This is a genomic window from Janthinobacterium longum (genome assembly GCF_051380735.1).
In the GTDB taxonomy this organism is placed as follows: Bacteria; Pseudomonadota; Gammaproteobacteria; order Burkholderiales; family Burkholderiaceae_D; genus Janthinobacterium.
Window position 1 is genome coordinate 253,816 of the sequence record NZ_JBNYXQ010000002.1, and the last position, 20,837, is coordinate 274,652.

Here is a 20,837-nt window from a genome sequence, read left to right on the forward strand (position 1 = left end):
GTCGGTCAGATTGCTTGCACCGCGCACGCAAAGAGAAAGAAGTACGAGATGGGCGAAGAGCGTCAAGCCCTGCTGCTGGCCGAAAAAGCCTCGATGGCCGGCGAAGCTGCCGAAGCCCTGCAGGACATCGAAACGCAAGCCCAGCATCACCACGGCGACGAAGCGTAACACTCGCTGCTAGCTGACAGGAACGGCACCACGGAGAAATCCCTGGTGCCGTTTTTTTTCGTCCGGGAAGATACGAATGGTACATGTTGAACGCACACCAGCTTGAGCTTTGTACCCACGCCAGTTCCCGGTATGCTTATGCTAATATCTGGCGCATGATCGCCCAAGCCCTGTTCACTCCCGCCCAGCAAAAGCTGCTGGGGTTGCTGTTTGTCCGTGTCAACGAAGGTTTTCATCTGAACGAGATCATGCGGCTGACGGGCCTGGGCAGCGCGTCGGCACAGCGCGAGTTGCGGCGGCTGCACGAGGCGGGGCTGGTCACGTCCGAGCGCATCGGCAATGTGCGGCGCTTCTGGCCGAACAAGGAAAGCCTGGTCTATCCCGAATTGAGCGCCCTGGTGCAAAAGACCTTCGGCCTGGTGGGCGTACTGAGCAGCACGCTGGCGCCGCTGCGCGCGCAGTTACAGCTGGCCTTCGTGTGTGGCGCCACCGCCAGGGGCCAGGACCTGCCCAGCAGCGCCATCGATCTGCTGCTGGTGGCCGAGTTGGCCGAGCTGGCCAATTACGGCGATCTGTTGACGCGCCTGGCACCGGCCGAGCGCACCTTGCGCCGTAAAATCAATCCTAACCTGTATACCCTGGCCGACTACCAGCGCCGGCTGCGCGAAGGCCAGCCGTTTTTGCTGCAGGTATTGCAACAGCCAAAATTGTTCGTGATTGGCGATGAAACGACGTTGCAAGCGATTTCGGCGTTTGATGCGAACAGTTGAGCAAAACGTACACAGTGCGGTTTCTGCGATAAAGTTAACGCATGCGAAATACTTTCTGAGGCAAATGAGTGCACGATGAATAAACTACAGGCATTCGGTCTGATTGTTTCCCAGGCGGTGCGTGGCGAACTGGTGTTTCCCATCAGCGTCAATTCAGCGTTGCAATTGCAACTGGCCCTGGCGGAACCCGACTGCCATATCGATCATGCGATCAAACTGGTGCTGGCCGAACCCTTGCTGGCGGCGCGCACCGTCGCCCTGGCCAATTCGGCCGTCCACAGCCGTGGCGATGCGCAGCCCGTGACCAGCGTGCGCGCTGCCGTCATGCGCATGGGCTACCGCAACCTGTATTCGCTGGTCGCTGCAATGGTGGTGCGCCAGTTCGGCAGCAAGATCGTCGACCCGGTGCTGCGGCAAAAGGCGGCCCAGCTGTGGGAACATACGGCGCACGTGGCGGCGCTGGCCCATGTGATCGCGCGCCGCGTGACGCATGTCGATGCCGACACGGCGCTGTTCGCGGGCATCGTGCACGAGGTGGGCGGTTTTTATCTGCTGTCGCGCGCCGACGAGTTTCCGGGCCTGTTGGACGATGATGGCGAACAATGGATGGAGTCGGCCGAAGAAATCATCTCGCGTGAAGTCATGAAAAGGCTGCTGATCCCGCAGCCGGTGAGCGAGGCGATCGAAGGCTTGCGTGACGGCCTGCTGGCGATCCCGCCCGATTCCCTGCTCGACACCCTGCTGCTGGCCAAGCAGCTGTCGCCGGTGCCCTCGCCGCTGCAAACGACGTTGATTGAAATGCTCACGCCGTCCGATTCCGTGATCGACTTTATTATCGATAACGATACCCTGCAAAGCATCCTGGCCGAGTCAAACGAAGAAGTGCGCTCGATGAGCGCCGCCCTTCTGGTATAGCTCTGCTGGTCCGAGCCATGCAAAAGCTGCGGCAGCCGAAGCTGCGGCAGCCGAAGCTGCGCCAGCCGAAGCTGCGGCAGCCGGATCAGGGCTGCCGCCATGGTTTGCTTACTTTTGCTGTGCGATCCAGCGGTCCACTTTCGCTTCCAGCAGTTTCAAGGGCAATGTGCCGTCGCCCAGGACTACCTCATGGAATTTCGGCAGGCTGAATTTGTCGCCTAATGCCGCTTGTGCGCGCTGGCGCAGTTCGATGATTTTCAGCGCGCCGATCTTGTAGCCGAGCGCCTGGCCCGGCCACGCCATATAGCGTTCCGTTTCGCTTTTCGCCACCGCGTCGTAGCCCAGGGTGTCGCGCATGTATTTGATGGTCTGCTCGCGCGTCCAGCCCTTGGCATGCAGGCCGGTGTCGACCACCAGGCGCACGGCGCGCAGCATTTCATCGTTCAGGTGGCCGAAGTATTGCGCCGGATCGTCGAACAGGCCCATTTCCTTGCCCAGGGTTTCCGCGTACAGGGCCCAGCCTTCCGTAAAGGCATTGTTACCGCCAAAGCGGCGGAAGTTCGGCAAGTCCATTTCCTGCACCAGCGCCAGGTGGAAATGGTGGCCCGGCTTGCCTTCGTGCAGGAACAAGGTAGTCATGCCCGTGTCGCCATACAGCTTGGGATCGGTGACTACCGACCAGAACACGCCCGGGCGCGAGCCGTCGGCGGCCGGCGCCGTGTAGTGGTCGGCGGCCGTGTCGCGGCTCAGTTCGGGCTCCAGGCGCAAGTCCAGCGGCGCCTTGGGCACCAGGGTAAACAGCGCCGGCAGTTTGGTGTCCAGCAGCACGTTCAGCTTGCGATACACATCGAGCACTTCCTGGTCGGTCTTGAAGGGACGGTATTTTGCCTGTTCCGAGACCCACACCGGCAGGCCGGCGGCCGGGCCCGTGTAACCCATTTTCGGGCCGACGATGGCGTACTGGCCCTGGATGCGTGCTACTTCCTTCAGGCCGATCGCATGGATCTGTTCCGGCTTCATGTCGGTGGTAGTGCTCGCTGCCACGCGCGCCTGGTACCAGGCGGCGCCATCGGGCAAGGCGCTCCAGCCGCTGCTGGTACGACCAGCCGGCAGATACTCGCTTTCCATAAAGGTGGCCAGGCGCTGCAGGGCCGGCATCAGTCTGGTGCCGACGACCTCGGCATAGGCTTGCGTCAGCCGCTGCTTGTCAGCGTCGCCAAAGGCGGCCGGCAGGTTCTTGACGGGCGTGTAGTACACGCTGTCCTGTGGCGTGGCGCTGACCAGTTTTTTGAATTGCGGCAGGGCGGACTCGATCAGCGCCTTCGGCAGCACGATCTTCTTTTGCATGCCGACGCGCATATTGGCAATCGCCTGGTCGATCCAGCCGGGCAGCTGGTTCAGCCGGCTCAGGTAGGCATCATATTGCTGTACGGTGACCAGTGGCTGCGACGCTTCGCCGCCGGCGTAATTGGCCAGGGTGACGGGCATGCTGTCCATCTGGTTCAAGGGCAGCAGGTATTCGGGGAAGCGCTCGAACGACAGCGCCGTGGCCAGTTCATAGTCGAGTATGTCGTAGTTGATCTGGTCCTGCTGCGACAACTGCTTGCGGGAAATTGCGCGCAAGGTTTTCTGGTACTGGTGGTACAGCGCAAACTGTTTGGCGCGCGCGGCCGGCACGATGGCCGAACCGAGCTGGTCGTCAAAACGGTTGTCGCCGCTTTCGGTGGCGTTGATCGGCTCGAAACGGGCCAGCGCATCGTAGTACTGGTCGGCCACCACCTGCAGTCGCTGCTTCGCTTGCGGCGTGCTGACTGCGACAGGCTTGGCAACGGACTGGGCCGCTTGCGACAGTGGCGCATAGGCAAACAAGAGGGCGGCGGCGAGAGTGCCGAGAGTGTAACGATGCTTCATGCGCGGTGTCCTTGGTAAGGAGAATGAACGGGATGGCGGTGTCTGGATGAACAGTGGCCGGGCGTAAGCATACGCCATCGTTTAACTCGCTTGCAGGAAATATTGCGTGGCTTATTTCTTGTCAGCTGGCGGCAGCGCCGCCTTCATCGCCTGCCAATGGTTGCTGTCCAGCGGCTGGCAAGCGGGGCAGGGCGTGGCCTCGATCAGCGCCGTGATCCGCCGCACGCGCGCGGCAGTTTGCGGATGCGAGGAAATCCAGCCCGGCGCTTGCGCCTGGTTCTCTTCACCGAGTTTCTGAAAGAACGTCAGCATGCCGTCCGGGCGTATGCGGGCACGCTGCAAGGCTTGTACGCCGAGCCGGTCCGCTTCTTCTTCCATGTCACGGCTGAAATACATGGTGCCGGCCTGGTGCGCCAGCATGGCGGCCACGCCGCTGATATCGCCGATGGTCACCGCCATCAGCGCGCCCCAGCCGAGGCTGGTGATCATTTGCCGCAGCGAGTGGCGCTGCTCCACATGCTGCACTTCATGCGCCAGCACGCCGGCCAGTTCACCGGGGCTGCCGGCCTGGCGCAGCAAGCCCGTATGCACGACGATAATGCCACCCGGCATGGCGAACGCATTGATGCTGTCATCCTGCTTGACGAACCAGCGATACTGGTAGCGCGAGCCGGCCGTCAGGCGCTGGCCGATTTCCTGCACCGTTTGCTGCGCGGCGCCGTTGCCGGTCAGGCTGCCCTGGGTGCGCACTTGCGCCAGCGCCAGCTCGCCCAGCTGCTTTTCCGTCGACAGCGGAATCAGGCCGGCGACCGCGCCGATGGCATTATTTCCCTGCCACCACAACAAACCGCCAGCCAGCAGCGCCGCACCCGTCAAACCTGCCAGCCAGCCCGATACTTGCCGCCGGTTATGCAGGCGCTCGTTCCACAGTTTCTGCAGCGAGGGCTGCAAGGATGGCGGCGCATCCCGCAAGACGGTGGCGATATCGTCGGCGCTTAGCGGTTTCAGTGTCACTTGCCTGCCTTGCGCATCAAGCCAGTTCAGGAACAGTTCGGGCTGCTCCATGCCGCCGACGCTGACGACAATCCGGGCCACGTCCACGCCGCCGTCGCCATCACCATCTCCGGCCACCAGGGCATTGCCATGGAAGTGAGCTTCAAGGGGCACGCTGCCCGCAGCACTGGTCAGCAAGGCGTTGAAGGTTTTCATGCCGCAGCCTCGGCAAAGCGCGTTTCATACAGCGCGGCCATCAGGTCGGACTGGCTGATGATGCCGGCCAGGCGGTCTTCGTCGTCAACGATGGGAATATGGTGATAGCCGGCATCGGCCATCAGCGGCACCAGGTCGATAATCGGCGTGCCCAAACGGGCCGTGTGCGGCTTGTGCGTCATTAACTGGCCCACCACTTCCGGGCGCTCCGTGTGCGACAGGCCGCTGCGCTGCAGGATGCCCCGCAGTCGATGGCGCATGCCCTGGTAATCGTCGAGGCCGCCGTGGCGCAGGAAGTCGGTCTGCGTGATGATGCCGATCACGCGGCGCGCGCGGTTCAGCACGGGCAGGGCGCCGATGTCATGCGTGCGCATGGTCTGCCAGGCCTCGTCAAGCGGGGTGCCGAACTCGACATGCAATACGTCCTTCGACATGATGTCCAGGCAGGTGACGACGCCGAAGCGGCGCTGGTAGGCACGCAGCTCGGTTTGCAAAAAGATCGCCTGCAAGTCGTCGCGGCTGATATCGAGCACTTCGCTGTGCTGGCGCAGCACGGCGTCGAGGTCGTCGGCCGTAAAACCCAGGCGCGCGCTCGGTACCTCGTCGGCTGTCGCATGCGGATGGGCCGGCGCCAGTTGCTGGGTGTGCGGATAGCGGCGCCCCGTCAGGTTGTTGTACAGCACGGCGCAGGCGACCAGGATGGCGGAATTGAACAGCACTGTCACGAAGACGAATTCAAAGCCGGCCGCATGCACGCTGGCGCCGCCGACCACCGTCGTCAAGGCCACCGCGCCGCCGGGCGGATGCAGACAGCGCAGGGCGAACATGGCGGCGATCGCCAGGCAGGCGGCCAGCGCCGCCACGCCCACGCCTGGCCCGAACCATTTGACGCAGGCCACGCCCACCAGACCGGACATCACATTGCCCCCCACAACCGACCACGGCTGGGCCAGCGGGCTGGCCGGCAGGCAGAACAGCAATACGGCGGACGCGCCCATCGGTGCGATCAGGTAGACGCTGGCACTGTCCGGCGCCAGCAGGAAATGGCAGGTGAGGCCAGTCAGCATCAGGCCGCAGATGGCGCCGGCGCAGGCGCGCAATTGTTCGCGGCGGCTGCCATTGTTCGGTTGCGGCAGCCAGCGTGCCAGGAAAGAAGTGCTCATGGTGGGATGCGGGTTCGCGTTGCTCATGCAGAGCGAAGCATTATCCCATGCGTTCGTATTCGTTGCCGGCACATGCATATACCGTTTCCGCATACGCACAGTGCAAATGAATTGTAGATATTTCTGCGCAGCAGGCATATTCTAGACACTCGCCCTCGCCGGTCTTGGCCGGCTTGCCTCATGTCCCATTTTCCTGGAGCCTTGCATGCGTCTTCTTTCTACTGTTCTCGCCAGCCTGCTGCTGTCCGGCGCCGCCATCGCCGCCGCTCCCACGCCGGCCGCTGCCCCTGCTGCCACTGGCCAGCAATTGCCGTACAACGCGGCGGCCGACGCCAAGGCCGACGTGGCCCGTGCGCTGGCCGAAGCCAAGGCGGCCCATGTGCCGGTGCTGCTGATCTTTGGCGCCAACTGGTGCGAAGACTGCCGCGCACTGGACAAGGCCTTGAAGGAGGGCAAAAATGCCGAACTGATGCAGAAGGAATTCAGGGTCGTCAAAATCGACGTCGGCAATTTCGACCATAACCTGGACGTGGCGAACGCCTATGGCAATCCGCTGAAAAAGGGTATTCCGGCCGCCGTGCTGGTGTCTAGCGGCGACAACCAGGTGCTGTACGCCACCAAGGGCGGCGAGCTGGCCAATGCGCGCCGCATGAGCGAAAGCGGCATCCACGACTTCTTCAAGCACGCGGCCACGCTCAAACAACCGGCTAGCTGAGCAGCAAGCTGGCAGCCGGCTGGCGGACGGGCGGCTTGCCTGCCGGGCTGGCAGCTTCTTCCAGCTTGAACACGCCGACCACCTGCGCCAGGCGCGCCGCCTGATCCTGCAATGACTGGGCGGCCGCGGCAGCTTCCTCCACCAGCGCGGCATTCTGCTGCGTGGCGTCATCCATCTGCGTGACCGTGGCATTGACTTGCGCGATGCCCTGGCTTTGCTCGTGGCTGGCCGAGGCAATTTCTCCCATCAGGTCGGCCACTTGCTGCACCGACACGACGATATCCTGCATGGTGGCGCCCGCCGTATCGACCAGGCGGCTGCCCGCTTCGACCTTGTTTCCGGAGTCATTGATCAGGTCCTTGATCTCCTTCGCGGCAGCGGCCGAGCGGTGTGCCAGATTGCGCACTTCGGTGGCGACGACCGCGAAGCCGCGGCCCTGTTCGCCAGCGCGTGCTGCCTCGACCGCCGCGTTCAGGGCGAGAATGTTGGTTTGAAAAGCTATGCCGTCGATCACGCCGATAATATCGGCGATCTTGCGCGAACTTGCCGTGATTTCCCCCATGGTCTGCACCACTTGGTTGACCACGTCTCCGCCCTTGATGGCGTACGAAGAGGCCGATACCACCAGCTGATTGGCCTGGCGTGCGTTGTCGGCATTCTGCTTGACCGTCGAGGTCAGCTCTTCCATCGCGGCAGCCGTCTCTTCCAGGCTTGACGCCTGCGCTTCCGTGCGTGCCGACAGGTCGAGGTTGCCGGTGGCAATCTCGCTCGACGCGCTGGCAATGGCTACCGTACTGTCGCGTACCTCGCGTATCGTCACGTTCAGCGACGCCACAAAACGGTTGAAGCCGGCCGCCAGCGCACCGACTTCGTCTTCCGATTCGACCACCATGCGGCGGCTCAGGTCACCATTGCCGCTGGCGATATCGCCGAGCATGTGGGCGGCGCGCGCCACCGGTGCGGCAATCGCGCGGCTGATCATGTAAATGATGGCCAGGGCCACGCCACCGCCGACCAGGCCGGCCACCAGCGCGGCGATCAGCGACGACTGCAGCACATTGCCCAGCACTTCCGATTCCGGCACTTCGGCCACCACATACAAATTGAGTTCCGGCACGAACGAGGCGGCAACGAATTGCTTGCCGGCCGGCGCCGTGTACATGCTGGACGTGTATTTTTTGCCGGTCAGCAGCATCTTGCTCAGTTCATCGTCGAAGCCGGGCAGGTCTTTCAGCAGATGCTTGCCGTCAGCCAGCGCCGCCTCGCGGTGGATCAGCACGGTGCCATTGGCGCGCACCAGATAAACGTAGCCGGTCTTGCCGATCTGGTAGTGGCGGATGGTGTCGGCCAGCGCATCGATGGATAGGCCCAGGCCGGCCGCAAAGGTTTTGCCGCCGGCCGTCTGGCCGCGTGCATTGAGGTACAGCATGATGCTACTGGAATCGACAGCCTTGTCGATATCGAGCGTATAAGGCTTGTCGCCGGCCAAGAGGCCGTAGAACCACTGGTCTGACGCGGCGTTCTTGTCCAGTGTGCGCAGCAAGCCTTCGGTGGTGAAATACTTGCCGGTGCTGCCCGAGGCCCAGTTGATCGAAGCGGCCTTGTTGCTGGTCTTGATGGCGGTTGCGTAGCGCCGGAAGGCGGCCAGGCCGTCGTCTGGCAGGCCCGCATCTTCCCAGTCCTGCAGATAGATATCGTTGGCCATGGTCTGCACCACCGACAAAGGCTGGCTGATCTGGCGCAGCACATCGTTGCGGATCTCGCCCACCTGGGCCGGCAATTCCTGGTTGACGACGCGCTCGCGCACGTAGTCGCTGCTCATGCGCACGCTGAGGAAAGACGAAATCGCCATGAACAGCAGCAGGCAGCAGCCCATGCCGAACATCAGTTTTTTCTGGATTGAAAGGCGGCGGAAAAAATGCATGGAAAACCTTGTGCGTGACCCCGCGCGCTGCGGGCAAGCGGCAAAGTATACTCACTGGCCGTCGTTACCCGGTCCGTTTTCCTGTCTTTCGTCCAGTTCACGTTGTGTTGCGTTGTGGTGAGGCAACGTAGCGGAAGAGCAAACTTGCGCGTACTGCAATGGTTTCAGGCGGGCAGGCCGTGGGCGATCAGTTCTAGCGGCAATTCCGTGCTGTATTTGATCTGCTCCATGGAAAACGCCGAGGATACGCCCAGCAACTGCGCCGCCTTGATCAGCTTCTTGTAGAACAGGTCATAGCCCTTGATATCGGTGGTCACCACTTTCAGCAAGTAATCGATATCGCCGCTCATGCGGTGGAATTCCTGCACCTCGGGCAGGACGATGACGGCGGCGGCAAAGCGGCGCAGCCATTTTTCGTCATGCTGGCCGGTGCGCACGCTGACAAACACCGTTACCGGCAAGCCGACTTTCTGGCGGTTGACGATGGCCACGCGGCTCTCGATATAACCCTCTTCCTCCAGGCGCTTGACCCTCTTCCAGCACGGCGTGCTGGACAAGCCGATGCGTTCGCTCAAGGCGGCGATCGACAGCGTGCCGTCGCTCTGCAGGGCGGCCAGGATGGCGCAGTCGAATTTATCGAGCGGATGCGAAAGTGAATTCATTTTTATATATCGTTATAAATAGCATGTTTATGCTGCATGATAGCGTATTTGCAGTGTCTTTTGGCATATCTTTACGGGTGACGCTTGGTAGACTATTGATCTGCCCAACCCCTAGCGACGATCATGAAAGACATCTACCTCGACTGCAATGCCACCACCAGCGTGTTGCCCGCCGCCGTTGCCGCTGCCAGCGCCGCCATGGCGCATGGTTACGGCAATCCAAGCAGCACCCATGCCACCGGCCTGCAAGCGAAGGCCATGATGGATGGCGTGCGCGCGCTGGCGCGCCGCCTGTTGGGTGCGGGGGAAGGGCGGCTGATGTTCAACAGCGGCGCCACCGAGGGCATCCAGACAGCCGTGTTGTCGGCCCTGTGCGCGCTGCGCGAGCGGCGTGATGCCGGGCATCGAATCGGCGCCCTGCTGCTGTATGGTGCCACCGAGCACAAGGCCGTGCCGGAAAGCCTGGCGCACTGGAACCGCTTGCTGGGCCTGAACCTCACCTTGCGCCAACTGCCGGTCGGCACCGACGGCCGCCACGACCTGGACGTGCTGGGCGAACTGATAGGCGACACCGCCATGCTGTGCACCATGGCGGCCAATAATGAAACGGGCGTGATCAGCGATTTGTCGGCGATTGCGCAACTGCTGCAGGAGCGTGGCGCGCATGCATACTGGATGGTCGATTGCGTGCAGGCACTGGGCAAGCTGCAACTGAACCTGGCCGCCACGCGCATCGATTACGCACCGTTTTCCGGCCACAAGCTGTATGCGCCGAAAGGCATCGGCATGCTGTATGTACGCGCTGGCGCGCCTTTTACGCCCCTGATAATGGGCGGCGGCCAGGAAACCGGGCTGCGTTCGGGCACCGAAAACATGGCCGGCATCGCCGCGCTGGGCGCGGTGCTGGCGGCGCTGGACGATGGCAGCACCTTCCGCAGCCATGCCGAACTGTTGTCCTTCCGCACGCGCCTGGTGGCCAGCCTGGAAGCGGCCTTGCCGGGCATCGTCTTCAATATGCCGTTTGACCGGTCTCTGCCCACCACCGTCAATTTTTCCGTGCCGGGCCTGTCTTCGAAAGAGCTGCTGGACCTGTTCGATGCAGCCGGCGTGCGCGTCAGTTCGGGCAGCGCATGTTCCGCAGCGAAAGCCTTGCCCAGCTATGTACTCGCAGCGATGCAGGTGCCGGCCTGGCGCGCCAGTTCGGCCATCCGCCTGTCGTTCGGCCCCTTGACCGACGAGGCGACCATTCTTGCCGCCTGCGAGCGCATCGAACACTGCGGCGAGGCGCTGCGCGGCAGCTGTTTGCTGCCATCCATCCTGTCACCCCTGTCACCCCTGGCGGCCTTGCGCGATGGCGTGACCGCACTGAGCGTCGACGGGCACACCACCTGGCTGCTGACGGACGCGGCCAGCGCCAGTTGTGTCGTGATCGATCCGCTGGCGGCGCTGGTGCCGCGCATCGCGGCCTTTATCGGCTGCCAGGATTACACGGTGCGCGCCATCGTGCAGACCGAAACCTCGCCGCAAGCTGACGCTGCGCACCAGATGCTGGCCGCTGCACTGGAGATCACGCAGCTTGACGAGTTCGATGCACACGGCACGCTGGCGTTTGGCGCCGGCCTGCGCCGCCTTGCCTGTGGCGACGCTAGCATGTATTTGCTGGGGCAGGAGTTTGCCTTTATCGGCACGCTGGCGCCGCAGGCGGCCATCGCTGCGCTGGCAGAGGCCTTGCGCCTGGACACCGTGCTGTGCGCTTCGCGCGACGATGGCAGTGTCTGCAACACCGTGCGCGCCGCGCAGCAGCAGGCCGCAGCCAGTGCTGCGCCACAGCTCGATGCGGCCGGCCTGGAAGCGTTCCTGCGTGCGCAGCCGGACGCCATCGTGGTCGATGTGCGTGAAGCTTACGAGCATGCGGCCTGCGCCACGCGCGTGTTCGACGGCTGCACGGTGCACAGCGTGCCACTGAGCCGACTGGCCGGCGAAGTGGCTGGCTGGCTGCGCGAGCCGCAGCGCCCGCTGGTGTTTGTTTGCCGCAGCGGCAACCGCAGCGCGCGCGCGGCGGCTTGTTTGCATCGCCTGGGTCACAAGGCGGCTTGGCAACTGAATGGTGGACTGGCCATGGCCACGCTTGCCACTCTTCCGTCGCTGGCATTTGCTGCCTGAGCCGGTGCATTTAAATTCAAAGGCGTAAAAACTTAAGAATGGCGGGCCGGAGACGCGAGCCCGAGAAAATGCCGATGGCGGCGTTGCAGCTCCTAACCGTACATGCGTACTGTCGTCGTCGCTGCGCCTTGCCCTCGACATTTTTCGGACCCGCTTGGCCCGATGTGCCTTTGCCAGCGTCTGGGGTTTTAATTCGTTTGCAGGCATGCTTGTGGTGCAAGGCGCTAACTTGACGCTTGCCTCTGCGGTCCGGCGTTGTTGTCAAATAGAATCATTTTTCCTGCCTTGCGGACACTTTCTGGGTCCGTGGCCTTCCCAAAGCCCCGTATATGTACGCCAGCGTACGGTGGCGTACCGTACGCACCCCTACGATGAAGGTCAGAAAATCTCTCTGATTATTGAGATTCGTCGCAACGCTCCGGTACTTTGCTTTCCGTCTTCGCCAGTCTCTGCTTTGCTCCTGCAAACCGTCGCTGGCATGGTGGCGGGTGCCGTCGCTTCATGCGCGCACCTAGCGAGGCCAAGTTGAAAGAGTACACAGCAGCAGTCAAGGAAAAGCTATCCCGATTCAAGGACATTTTCCAGGGCAATATCAATTCCGGCCGCGCCGGCGACAGCTTCGATGCCGCGCGCGATGACGCCTTGCCTCTGCGTTCGGAGCTGTTCAGCGCCATGCAGATGGCGGCGCACGGCAGGAATCTCGCCGCCGGCGATGCGCTTGGCAAACGTCACGGCCGCGACCGCCTTCTGGCCCGCCTGGCCGACAATGCCGCGCTGATCACGGCCACCGTCAATGAACTGACCGAGACCGTGAAAAACGGGCGGCAAGTCACGCCCGCCTCGGAATGGCTGCTCGATAATTTTTACCTGATCGAAGAACAGATCCGCACCACGCGGCGCCACCTGCCAAAGAACTACAGCAAGGAGCTGCCGCGCTTGAGCACCGGCCTCGATGCCGGCTGTCCGCGCGTGTATAAAATCGCGCTGGAGATCATTTCGCATGGCGATGGCCATGTCGATATGGAAAACCTGTGCCAATTCGTCGAAGCCTACCAGGAGGTCGCCACCCTGACCCTGGGCGAGCTGTGGGCCGTGCCCATCATGCTGCGCCTGGCGCTGATCGAGAACCTGCGCCGCGTGGCCGCGCGCGTGGCCGACGACCGCCTGCAGCGCGACCTGGCCAACGGCTGGGCCGACCAGATGATGGAGATCGCCGACAGCAACCCCAGCGGATTGATCCTGCTGGTGGCCGACATGGCGCGCTCGAATCCGCCCACCACCAGCGCCTTCGTGGCCGAACTGTCGCGCCGCCTGCAGGGGCAGAGCCCGTCCCTGAGCCTGGCCCTGTCGTGGCTGACCCATAAACTGGCCGAATCGGGCCTGACCATCGACCAGCAGGTGCAGGCCGAGATCGGACAACAGGCGGCCGACCAGGTGTCTATCGCCAACAGCATCGGCAGCCTGCGCTTCCTGGGCACGATGGACTGGCAGGAATTCGTCGAGACCATGAGCGTGGTCGAACAGACCTTGCGCCTGGATCCGGCCGGCACCTATGGCGCGATGGATTTCGCCACCCGCGACAGCTACCGCCATGCGATCGAACGCATCGCCAAGCGCAGCGAACGCAGCGAAAAGGAAGTGGCCGAAATGGCGGTACAACTGGCGCACACACATGGCGCCAGCACCGATGCCCGCAAGGGCCATATCGGCTTTTACCTGGTCGGTCGCGGCGTGCTGATCCTGGAAAAACAGGCCGGCGCCAGGCTGCCATTGCGTGAAGCGCTGGAGCATACTGCGCGCGCCGCGCCGCTGGCCGTGTATCTGGGGGCGATCTCTTTCCTGAGCCTGGCTGCCAGCGCGCTGCTGCTGGAACGCGCCGTGCGCTATGGGGTCTCGGGCTGGTCGCTGGCGCTGCTTGCGGTGCTGGCGCTGATGGGCAGCAGCCAGCTGGCCGTCGCGCTGGTCAACTGGGTGGCGACCCTGATGACGGTGCCGCATCCGTTGCCGCGCATGGACTACAAGGACGGCATTCCGTCGGATGCACGCGCCATCGTGGTGGTGCCGACCCTGATCTACAGCGAGGCCAACGTGGCCGAGCTGTGCGAAGCGCTGGAAGTGCGCTACCTGGCCAACCGCGATCCCAACCTGCGCTTTTGCCTGTTGACCGATTTTGTCGACGCGCCCACGCAAACCCTGCCCGGCGACGAAGCCCTGCTGCGCCAGGCGCAAACCCTGATCCGTAGCCTGAACCAGAAATACTGCGTCGAAGGCGAGCAATTCAAGGACAACGGCGACCCTGCCGATCCGGAAGACCTGGGCCAGGCCGGCCCCTTCCTGCTGCTGCACCGCCCGCGCCTGTGGAATTCCCAGCAGAACGCGTGGATGGGCCAGGAGCGCAAGCGCGGCAAATTGTCGGACCTGAACCTGTTCCTGCGCGGTGGCGCGCGCGACAAATTCATGCTGGTCGAGGGTGAATTGCGCGGCCTGCGCACCATCAAATACGTGATCACGCTCGATACCGATACACAGCTGCCGCGCGATGCTGCGCGCCATTTCGTCGCGACCATGATGCATCCGCTGAACCGCCCCGTGCTGGATGCTGCCGGTTCGCGCGTGATCGCCGGTTACGGTATTTTGCAGCCGCGCGTGGCGGTCGCCCTGCCCAGCGCCAACGCCTCGCAGTACGAACTGCTGTGCGGCGGCGAGCCGGGCATCGACCCCTATACGCGTACCGTCTCCGACCTGTACCAGGACGTGTTTTACGAAGGCTCCTTTATCGGCAAGGGCATCTACGACCTCGACATGTTCGAGCGCGTGCTGGGCCATCGCCTGCCCGACAATAAAATCCTCAGCCACGATCTGCTCGAAGGCTGCTACTTGCGCGCGGGCCTCTTGAGCGACTCGCAATTGTATGAAGAATATCCGGCCCGCTACGATGCGGATGTGAGCCGCCGCCAGCGCTGGATTCGCGGCGACTGGCAGCTGATCGGCTGGCTGCTGGGCCGCGTGCCCGGCCGTGGCGGCAAGCGCGAACGCAATCCGCTGTCGATGCTGTCGCGCTGGAAGCTGTTCGACAACCTGCGCCGCAGCCTGGTGGCGCCGGCCACTACCGCATCCTTGCTGCTGATATGGGGCTTCCTGCCGCATATAGCGTACTGGAGCGCGGCAGTGCTGGCGATCATTTTCCTGCCGCCGGTGGTGTCGGCCCTGTACGACCTGCTGCGCAAACCGGGCGACACCACGTGGCGCCAGCACCTGGACGCCTTCGAGCGCCGTTGCGGCGTGCAGTTCTCGCATGCCATGCTGACCCTGGTGTTCCTGCCGTATGAAGCGTTCATCAGCCTCGACGCCATCGTGCGCACGCTGTGGCGCCTGAACGTCTCGCACAAGCACCTGCTCGACTGGCGTGCTTCGAACCTGCACAGCTCCAAGGGCACGCTGGGCGACAGCTGGCGCGCCATGTGGACCTCGCCGCTGCTGGCACTGGCCACATTCGGCGCGCTGCTGCACTGGCGCTCGGAAGCCTTGCCGGCCGCCGTCATCATCCTTGTGCTGTGGCTGGCCGCGCCCGTCATCGCCTGGCGCATCAGCCGTCCGATCAGGCGCGCCGTTGCCCGCCTGTCACCCGAACAGGGCCAGTTCCTGCACGGCGTGGCGCGCAAGACCTGGGCTTATTTCGACACCTTTGTCGGCCCGGACGACCATTGGCTGCCACCCGATAACATGCAGGAACACCCCAGCATGGTGGTGGCACACCGCACCTCGCCGACCAATATCGGCCTGGCGCTGCTGGCCAACCTCACCGCCTACGATTTCGGTTATATCACCATGGGCCAGCTGATCGAACGCAGCCGCGCAACGCTGGACAGCATGGGCGAACTGGAACGCTTCCAGGGCCATTTCTACAACTGGTACGACACGCAGACGCGCAAACCCCTGCAGCCGATGTATATCTCGACGGTCGACAGCGGCAACCTGGCCGGCCACCTGCTGACCTTGCAGCCTGGCCTGGTCGAACTGTATGACGCACCGATCATCGGCGCGCAGCTGGTCGGTGGCATCCGCACCACCGCGCAGGTGCTGCAGCAATTCATCACCGTCGACGGCGGCGCCAAAGGCGCGCACGAGGCACTGGCGCCGCTGCTGGCTGAGGCCACGCCGGCCAGTCTGCCCGAGTGGCATGCCTACCTGAGCGCGGCCAACAGCGCTGCAGATGTGCTGCTGTCGCTGTCGCTGAAAGACAGCGACACCGAGCTGGCGATGTGGAGCGATGCGCTGGCACGCCAGTGCCGCGCTGCCCTGGCCGAGCTGCTGCAACTGGCGCCATGGGCCGCCCATGCGGGCCTCGATGCATCGCTTGCGCGCGTGCCGACCCTGCGCGAACTGGCCACGTTGGCAGCGGCGCCTGGCACCCTGCCCGAACTGGCCAGCCTGCTGGCGCAAGGACGCGAACAGGCAATCCGCAATGTAAACGAGATCGCCCAGGCCGCAGGCCAGGCGCGCGACTTTGCGCAGATCGAATACGGTTTCCTGTACAACCCGGCCACCAAGCTGCTGGCGATCGGCTACAACGTCAGCGAACGCCGCCTCGACGCCAGCTATTACGACTTGCTGGCGTCCGAAGTGCGCCTGGCCAGCTTTATCGCCATCGCCCAGGGCCAGCTGCCGCAGGAGCACTGGTTTGCGCTGGGCCGCCAGTTGTGCATGGTGGCCGGCCAGCCGGTATTGCTGTCGTGGAGCGGCTCGATGTTCGAGTACCTGATGCCGCTGCTGGTGATGCCGAACTACCCGAATACCCTGCTCGACCAGACCTATCACTCGGTGATCGAAGCGCAGATCGACTATGGCCGCCAGTGCGACGTGCCGTGGGGCGTGTCCGAGTCGGGCTACAACACGGTCGATGCCAGCCTTAATTACCAGTACCGCGCGTTCGGCGTGCCGGGTCTGGGCCTCAAGCGCGGCCTGGCCGACGACTTGGTGATCGCGCCGTACGCCAGCATGATGGGCCTGATGGTCAAGCCGGAAGAGTCGTGCCAGAACATGCAGCGCATGCAGGCGGCCGGCTACATGGGCCGCTATGGCTTTTTCGAAGCGATCGACTTTACGGCTGCGCGCCTGCCGCGTGGCCAGACCAGCGCCGTGATCCGTTCGTATATGGTGCACCACCAGGGCATGGGCTTCCTGGCGCTCAGCTATTTGCTGCACGACCGGCCGATGCAGCGCCGTTTCCAAGCTGATCCGCTGCTGCAATCTGCCTTGCTGGTGCTGCAGGAACGTACGCCGCAGGCCGGTGCCTTTTACTCGCACACGGCCGAACTGGCCGTGCTGCGCAGCAATGCCACCGAGCAGACCATGCCGATGCGCATCCTCACCCAGGCCAACAGCGCCGTGCCCGAAACGCAGCTGCTGTCGAACGGCCGCTACCACGTGATGGTCAGCAATGCCGGCGGCAGCTACAGCCGCTGGAAAGACCTGTCGGTCACGCGCTGGCGCGAAGACAGCACGCGCGACAACTGGGGCAATTTCTGCTACCTGCGCGACCTCGACGAAAGCGATGTGTGGTCGACCACTTACCAGCCGACCCTGGTCGAGCCAAAGAAATATGAAGTGATCTTTTCGGAAGGGCGCGCCGAGTTCCGCCGCGCCGACCATGGCCTGGACCTGTACACGGAAATCGTCGTCTCGCCCGAGGACGATATCGAGATCCGCCGCACCCGCATCAGCAACAATTCGAACCGCCAGCGGCGCATCGAGATCACCAGTTTTGCCGAGGTGGTGATGGCGCCGTCGGCCGCCGATGCGGCCCATCCGGCGTTCAGCAAACTGTTCGTGCAGACCGAAATCCTGACGCAGGAAAACGCCATCCTGTGCACGCGTCGTCCGCGCTCGAAAGGCGAGCAGATGCCGTGGATGCTGCATGTGATGACGGTGCATGACGCCAGCGGCTACGAGGTCTCGTTCGAGACCGACCGCTCGCGTTTTATCGGCCGCGGCAACACGGCGCAGCTGCCTTTGGTGTTGCAGCAGGACGGCCCGCTGAGCGGTAGCCAGGGTTCGGTGCTCGATCCTGTGGTGGCGATTCGCTACGTGGTCACGCTGGCGCCCGACCAGGCCATCACCGTCGACAGCGTGACGGGCATGGTCGAGCAGCGCGAGGCGGCGCTGCACCTGATCGACAAATACCAGGATCGCCATCTGGCCGACCGCGTGTTCGAACTGGCCTGGACCCACAGCCAGGTGGTGCTGCGCCAGCTGAACGCCAGCGAAGCGGACGCCCAGCTGTATGCGCGCCTGGCCAATGCCGTGATTTATCCGAATGCCTCGCTGCGCGCCGACGCCAGCATCCTGCTGAAGAACCACCGCGGCCAGTCAGGCCTGTGGGCCTACGCGATTTCCGGCGACCTGCCTATCGTGCTGCTGCAAATCCGCGACCCGGCCAATATCGAGCTGGCCCGCCAGATGGTGCAGGCGCATGCCTACTGGCGCCTGAAGGGGCTGGTGGTCGACCTGGTGATCTGGTACGAAGACCAGTCCGGCTACCGCCAGCTGCTGCAGGAACAGATCATGGGCCTGATCGCCTCGGGCATCGACGCCCAGTCGATCGACCGTCCGGGCGGCATCTTCGTGCGCCTGGCCGACCAGATCGCCAACGAAGACCGCATCTTGCTGCAATCGGTGGCGCGCGCCATTATCAGCGACACGCGCGGCACCCTGGCCGAGCAGGTCAAGCGTCCAGCCAGCCCGGTGCTGCGCATGCCGCCGCTGATGCTTGAAGGCGGCCGCGAAGTGGTGCTGGCGCCGCACCGTGCGCCCAAGCGCGAGCTGATCCTGGAAAACGGCCTGGGTGGCTTTACGCCCGATGGCCGCGAATATGTGATCACCACCGGCGAAGGCCAGCGCACGCCAGCGCCATGGTCGAACGTCCTGGCCAATGCGCAGTTCGGCACCGTGGTGTCGGAAAGCGGCCAGGCCTATACCTGGAGCGAGAACGCGCATGAATTCCGCCTCACGCCATGGCATAACGATCCGGTCTCCGATTTGTCCGGCGAAGCGTTTTATATTCGCGACGAAGACAGCGGCCAGTTCTGGTCGCCGACGGCCTTGCCGGCGCGTGGCAGCGGCGATTACGTGACGCGCCATGGCTTCGGCTTCAGCGTGTTCGAGCACTGCGAAAGCGGTATCTCCAGCGAGCTGTGTACCTATGTGGCGCTGGACGCGCCGGTGAAATATTCGGTGGTCAAGCTGCGCAACGACAGCGGCGTGGCGCGCCGCCTGTCCGTCACAGGCTACATCGAATGGGTATTGGCCGACCTGCGCACCAAGTCCGGCATGCATGTGGTGACGGAAGTGGACAGCATCAGCGGTGCGCTGTTCGCGCGCAATAACTACAACACCGAGTTTTCGGGCCGCGTGGGCTTTTTCAATACCGACGCCAGCATCCGCTCGATCACTTGCGACCGCAATGAATTCATCGGCCGCAACGGCAGCCTGGCGCAGCCGGCCGCATTGCGCCGCGTGCGCTTGTCCGGCAAGGCCGGCACCGGCCTGGACGCCTGCGCCGCAATCCAGGTGCCGTTCGAACTGCAACCCGGACAGGAGCGCGAAATCGTCTTTATCCTCGGTGTGGGCGGGCGCCGCAATGCCGACGCCAGCACCATGGTGCAGCGTCACATGGGCAAGGATGCGGCCCGCGCAGCGCTGGCGCACGTGCACGCGCACTGGGAAAGCACGCTGGGCGCGGTACGCATCGAAACGCCTGATCCGACCCTGGACGTGATCGCCAATGGCTGGCTGATGTACCAGACCATTGCCTGCCGCATGTGGGCGCGCAGCGGCTACTACCAGTCCGGTGGTGCTTTTGGCTTCCGCGACCAGCTGCAGGATGCGATGGCGATGATCCATACCGCGCCGCAGCTGCTGCGCGAGCATCTGCTGGTCAGCGCCGCGCACCAGTTCCTCGAAGGCGATGTGATGCACTGGTGGCATCCGCCGGCAGACCGTGGCGTGCGCACGCACTGTTCGGACGATTACCTGTGGCTGCCGCTGGCCGCCTGCCGCTATGTGACGGCTACCGGCGACCTGGCCGTGATGTCGGAGGTGGTGCACTTTATCGAAGGGCGCCCCGTCAAGCCGGAAGAGGATTCCTACTACGACCTGCCGGTACGTTCGAACCAATCGGCCGATCTGTACGAACACTGCGTGCGGGCGATACGCCACGGCCTGCGAATGGGTGTGCATGGCTTGCCGCTGATGGGTTCCTGCGACTGGAACGACGGCATGGACAAGGTGGGCGAGCACGGCAAGGGAGAAAGCGTGTGGCTGGCCTTCTTCCTGTATGAAGTGCTGCAGCGTTTTGCCGAAGTGGCAGTGCTGCGCGGCGACCAGCCGTTTGCGCAGTTCTGCCGCGATGAAGCGGTGAAACTGTCGGCCAATGTCGAGCAACATGCATGGGACGGCGAGTGGTACCGCCGCGCCTATTTCGACGACGGCACGCCGCTCGGTTCGCACACCAACCTCGAATGCCAGATCGATTCGATTTCGCAAAGCTGGGGCGTGCTGTCGGGCGCGGCAAACAAGGAAAGGGTGGCCGGCGCCATGCGCCAGGTCGATGCGCGCCTGGTGCGACGCGACTCGGGCGTGATTCAATTGCTCGACCCGCCGTTCGACAAGGCCGACCTGAATCCCGGTTATATCCGCGGCTATGTGCCGGGCGTGCGTGAAAACGGCGGCCAGTACACGCATGCAGCAATCTGGACGGCGATGGCGTTCGCGCGCATGGGCGACAGCGAAAAAGCATGGGAGCTGATGCGCATGATCAGCCCCGTGCGTCACAGCGAGGACGCCGAAGCGGTGGCGCGCTACAAGGTCGAACCGTATGTGGTGACGGCCGACGTGTATGCCGTCTCGCCGCACGTGGGACGCGGCGGCTGGAGCTGGTACACGGGTTCCTCGGGCTGGTTGTACCGCCTGATCATCGAGTCGCTGCTGGGCGTGTCGCGCGAAGCGAACCAGCTGCGCCTGACGCCCATGCTGCCGGCCGAGTGGAACAGCTTCAAGCTGCACTATCGCTTTGGCGAGAGCAGCTACGCCATCACGGTGGAGAAAGCTCAGGGCCAGGCGACCGGCCTGACGGTGGACGGCGTGGCGGTGGCGGGCGACACCATTTCCTTGCGCGACGAGCAGCGCGAATACAGGGTGTTGTTGCGCGTGTAGGCTCCGGCAGGGGGGACGCCGGTG

The 20,837-nt window shown here is 63.7% G+C and carries 10 protein-coding genes; 5 read left to right on the forward strand and 5 right to left on the reverse strand.

All coding sequences use genetic code 11. The features are described from left to right. The first annotated feature begins 323 nt into the window (after positions 1-323). Together ACQ4WM_RS09425 and ACQ4WM_RS09430 are read left to right on the forward strand one after the other, a co-directional pair. A complete protein-coding gene (locus tag ACQ4WM_RS09425) occupies positions 324-938 on the forward strand; it encodes an ArsR family transcriptional regulator (protein WP_436546437.1) in 615 nt (204 codons plus the stop codon). A 75-nt stretch (positions 939-1,013) separates the two neighbouring features. Continuing rightward, positions 1,014-1,853, forward strand: a complete 840-nt coding sequence (locus ACQ4WM_RS09430) for an HDOD domain-containing protein (protein ID WP_436546438.1) — start codon at positions 1,014-1,016, stop codon at positions 1,851-1,853. A 108-nt stretch (positions 1,854-1,961) separates the two neighbouring features. Here the strand turns inward: ACQ4WM_RS09430 and ACQ4WM_RS09435 are convergent, their stop codons facing one another. The 3 genes from ACQ4WM_RS09435 to ACQ4WM_RS09445 form a co-directional block, all read right to left on the reverse strand. Next, on the reverse strand, positions 1,962-3,764 hold the full coding sequence (locus ACQ4WM_RS09435; protein ID WP_436546439.1) for a DUF885 domain-containing protein: 1,803 nt from the start codon (positions 3,762-3,764) through the stop codon (positions 1,962-1,964). Between the two features lie 111 nt (positions 3,765-3,875). Then, the gene (locus ACQ4WM_RS09440) at positions 3,876-4,973 is read right to left on the reverse strand and encodes a M48 family metallopeptidase (protein WP_436546440.1); all 1,098 of its coding nucleotides are present in this window, start codon (positions 4,971-4,973) and stop codon (positions 3,876-3,878) included. Then, on the reverse strand, positions 4,970-6,136 hold the full coding sequence (locus ACQ4WM_RS09445) for an HPP family protein (RefSeq protein WP_436546441.1): 1,167 nt from the start codon (positions 6,134-6,136) through the stop codon (positions 4,970-4,972). Before ACQ4WM_RS09445 ends, ACQ4WM_RS09440 begins: the two co-directional genes overlap by 4 nt. A gap of 205 nt (positions 6,137-6,341) precedes the next feature. Here ACQ4WM_RS09445 and ACQ4WM_RS09450 point away from each other — a divergent pair, with 205 nt between their 5' ends. Further along, positions 6,342-6,851, forward strand: a complete 510-nt coding sequence (locus tag ACQ4WM_RS09450; protein WP_436546442.1) for a thioredoxin family protein — start codon at positions 6,342-6,344, stop codon at positions 6,849-6,851. Here the strand turns inward: ACQ4WM_RS09450 and ACQ4WM_RS09455 are convergent. Both ACQ4WM_RS09455 and ACQ4WM_RS09460 read right to left on the reverse strand, forming a co-directional pair. After that, the gene (locus ACQ4WM_RS09455; RefSeq protein ID WP_436546443.1) at positions 6,844-8,775 is read right to left on the reverse strand and encodes a methyl-accepting chemotaxis protein; all 1,932 of its coding nucleotides are present in this window, start codon (positions 8,773-8,775) and stop codon (positions 6,844-6,846) included. The genes ACQ4WM_RS09450 and ACQ4WM_RS09455 overlap by 8 nt on opposite strands. 164 nt (positions 8,776-8,939) lie before the next feature. After that, the gene (locus ACQ4WM_RS09460) at positions 8,940-9,437 is read right to left on the reverse strand and encodes an Lrp/AsnC family transcriptional regulator (RefSeq protein WP_436546444.1); all 498 of its coding nucleotides are present in this window, start codon (positions 9,435-9,437) and stop codon (positions 8,940-8,942) included. Positions 9,438-9,560: 123 nt separating this feature from the next. Between ACQ4WM_RS09460 and ACQ4WM_RS09465 the strand changes: the two genes are divergently transcribed. Further along, entirely contained in the window at positions 9,561-11,600 is a 2,040-nt protein-coding gene (locus ACQ4WM_RS09465; protein WP_436546445.1) for an aminotransferase class V-fold PLP-dependent enzyme, read from the forward strand. 501 nt (positions 11,601-12,101) lie between these two features. Then, positions 12,102-20,813, forward strand: a complete 8,712-nt coding sequence (locus ACQ4WM_RS09470) for a glycoside hydrolase family 94 protein (protein ID WP_436546446.1) — start codon at positions 12,102-12,104, stop codon at positions 20,811-20,813. Positions 20,814-20,837 lie beyond the last annotated feature (24 nt).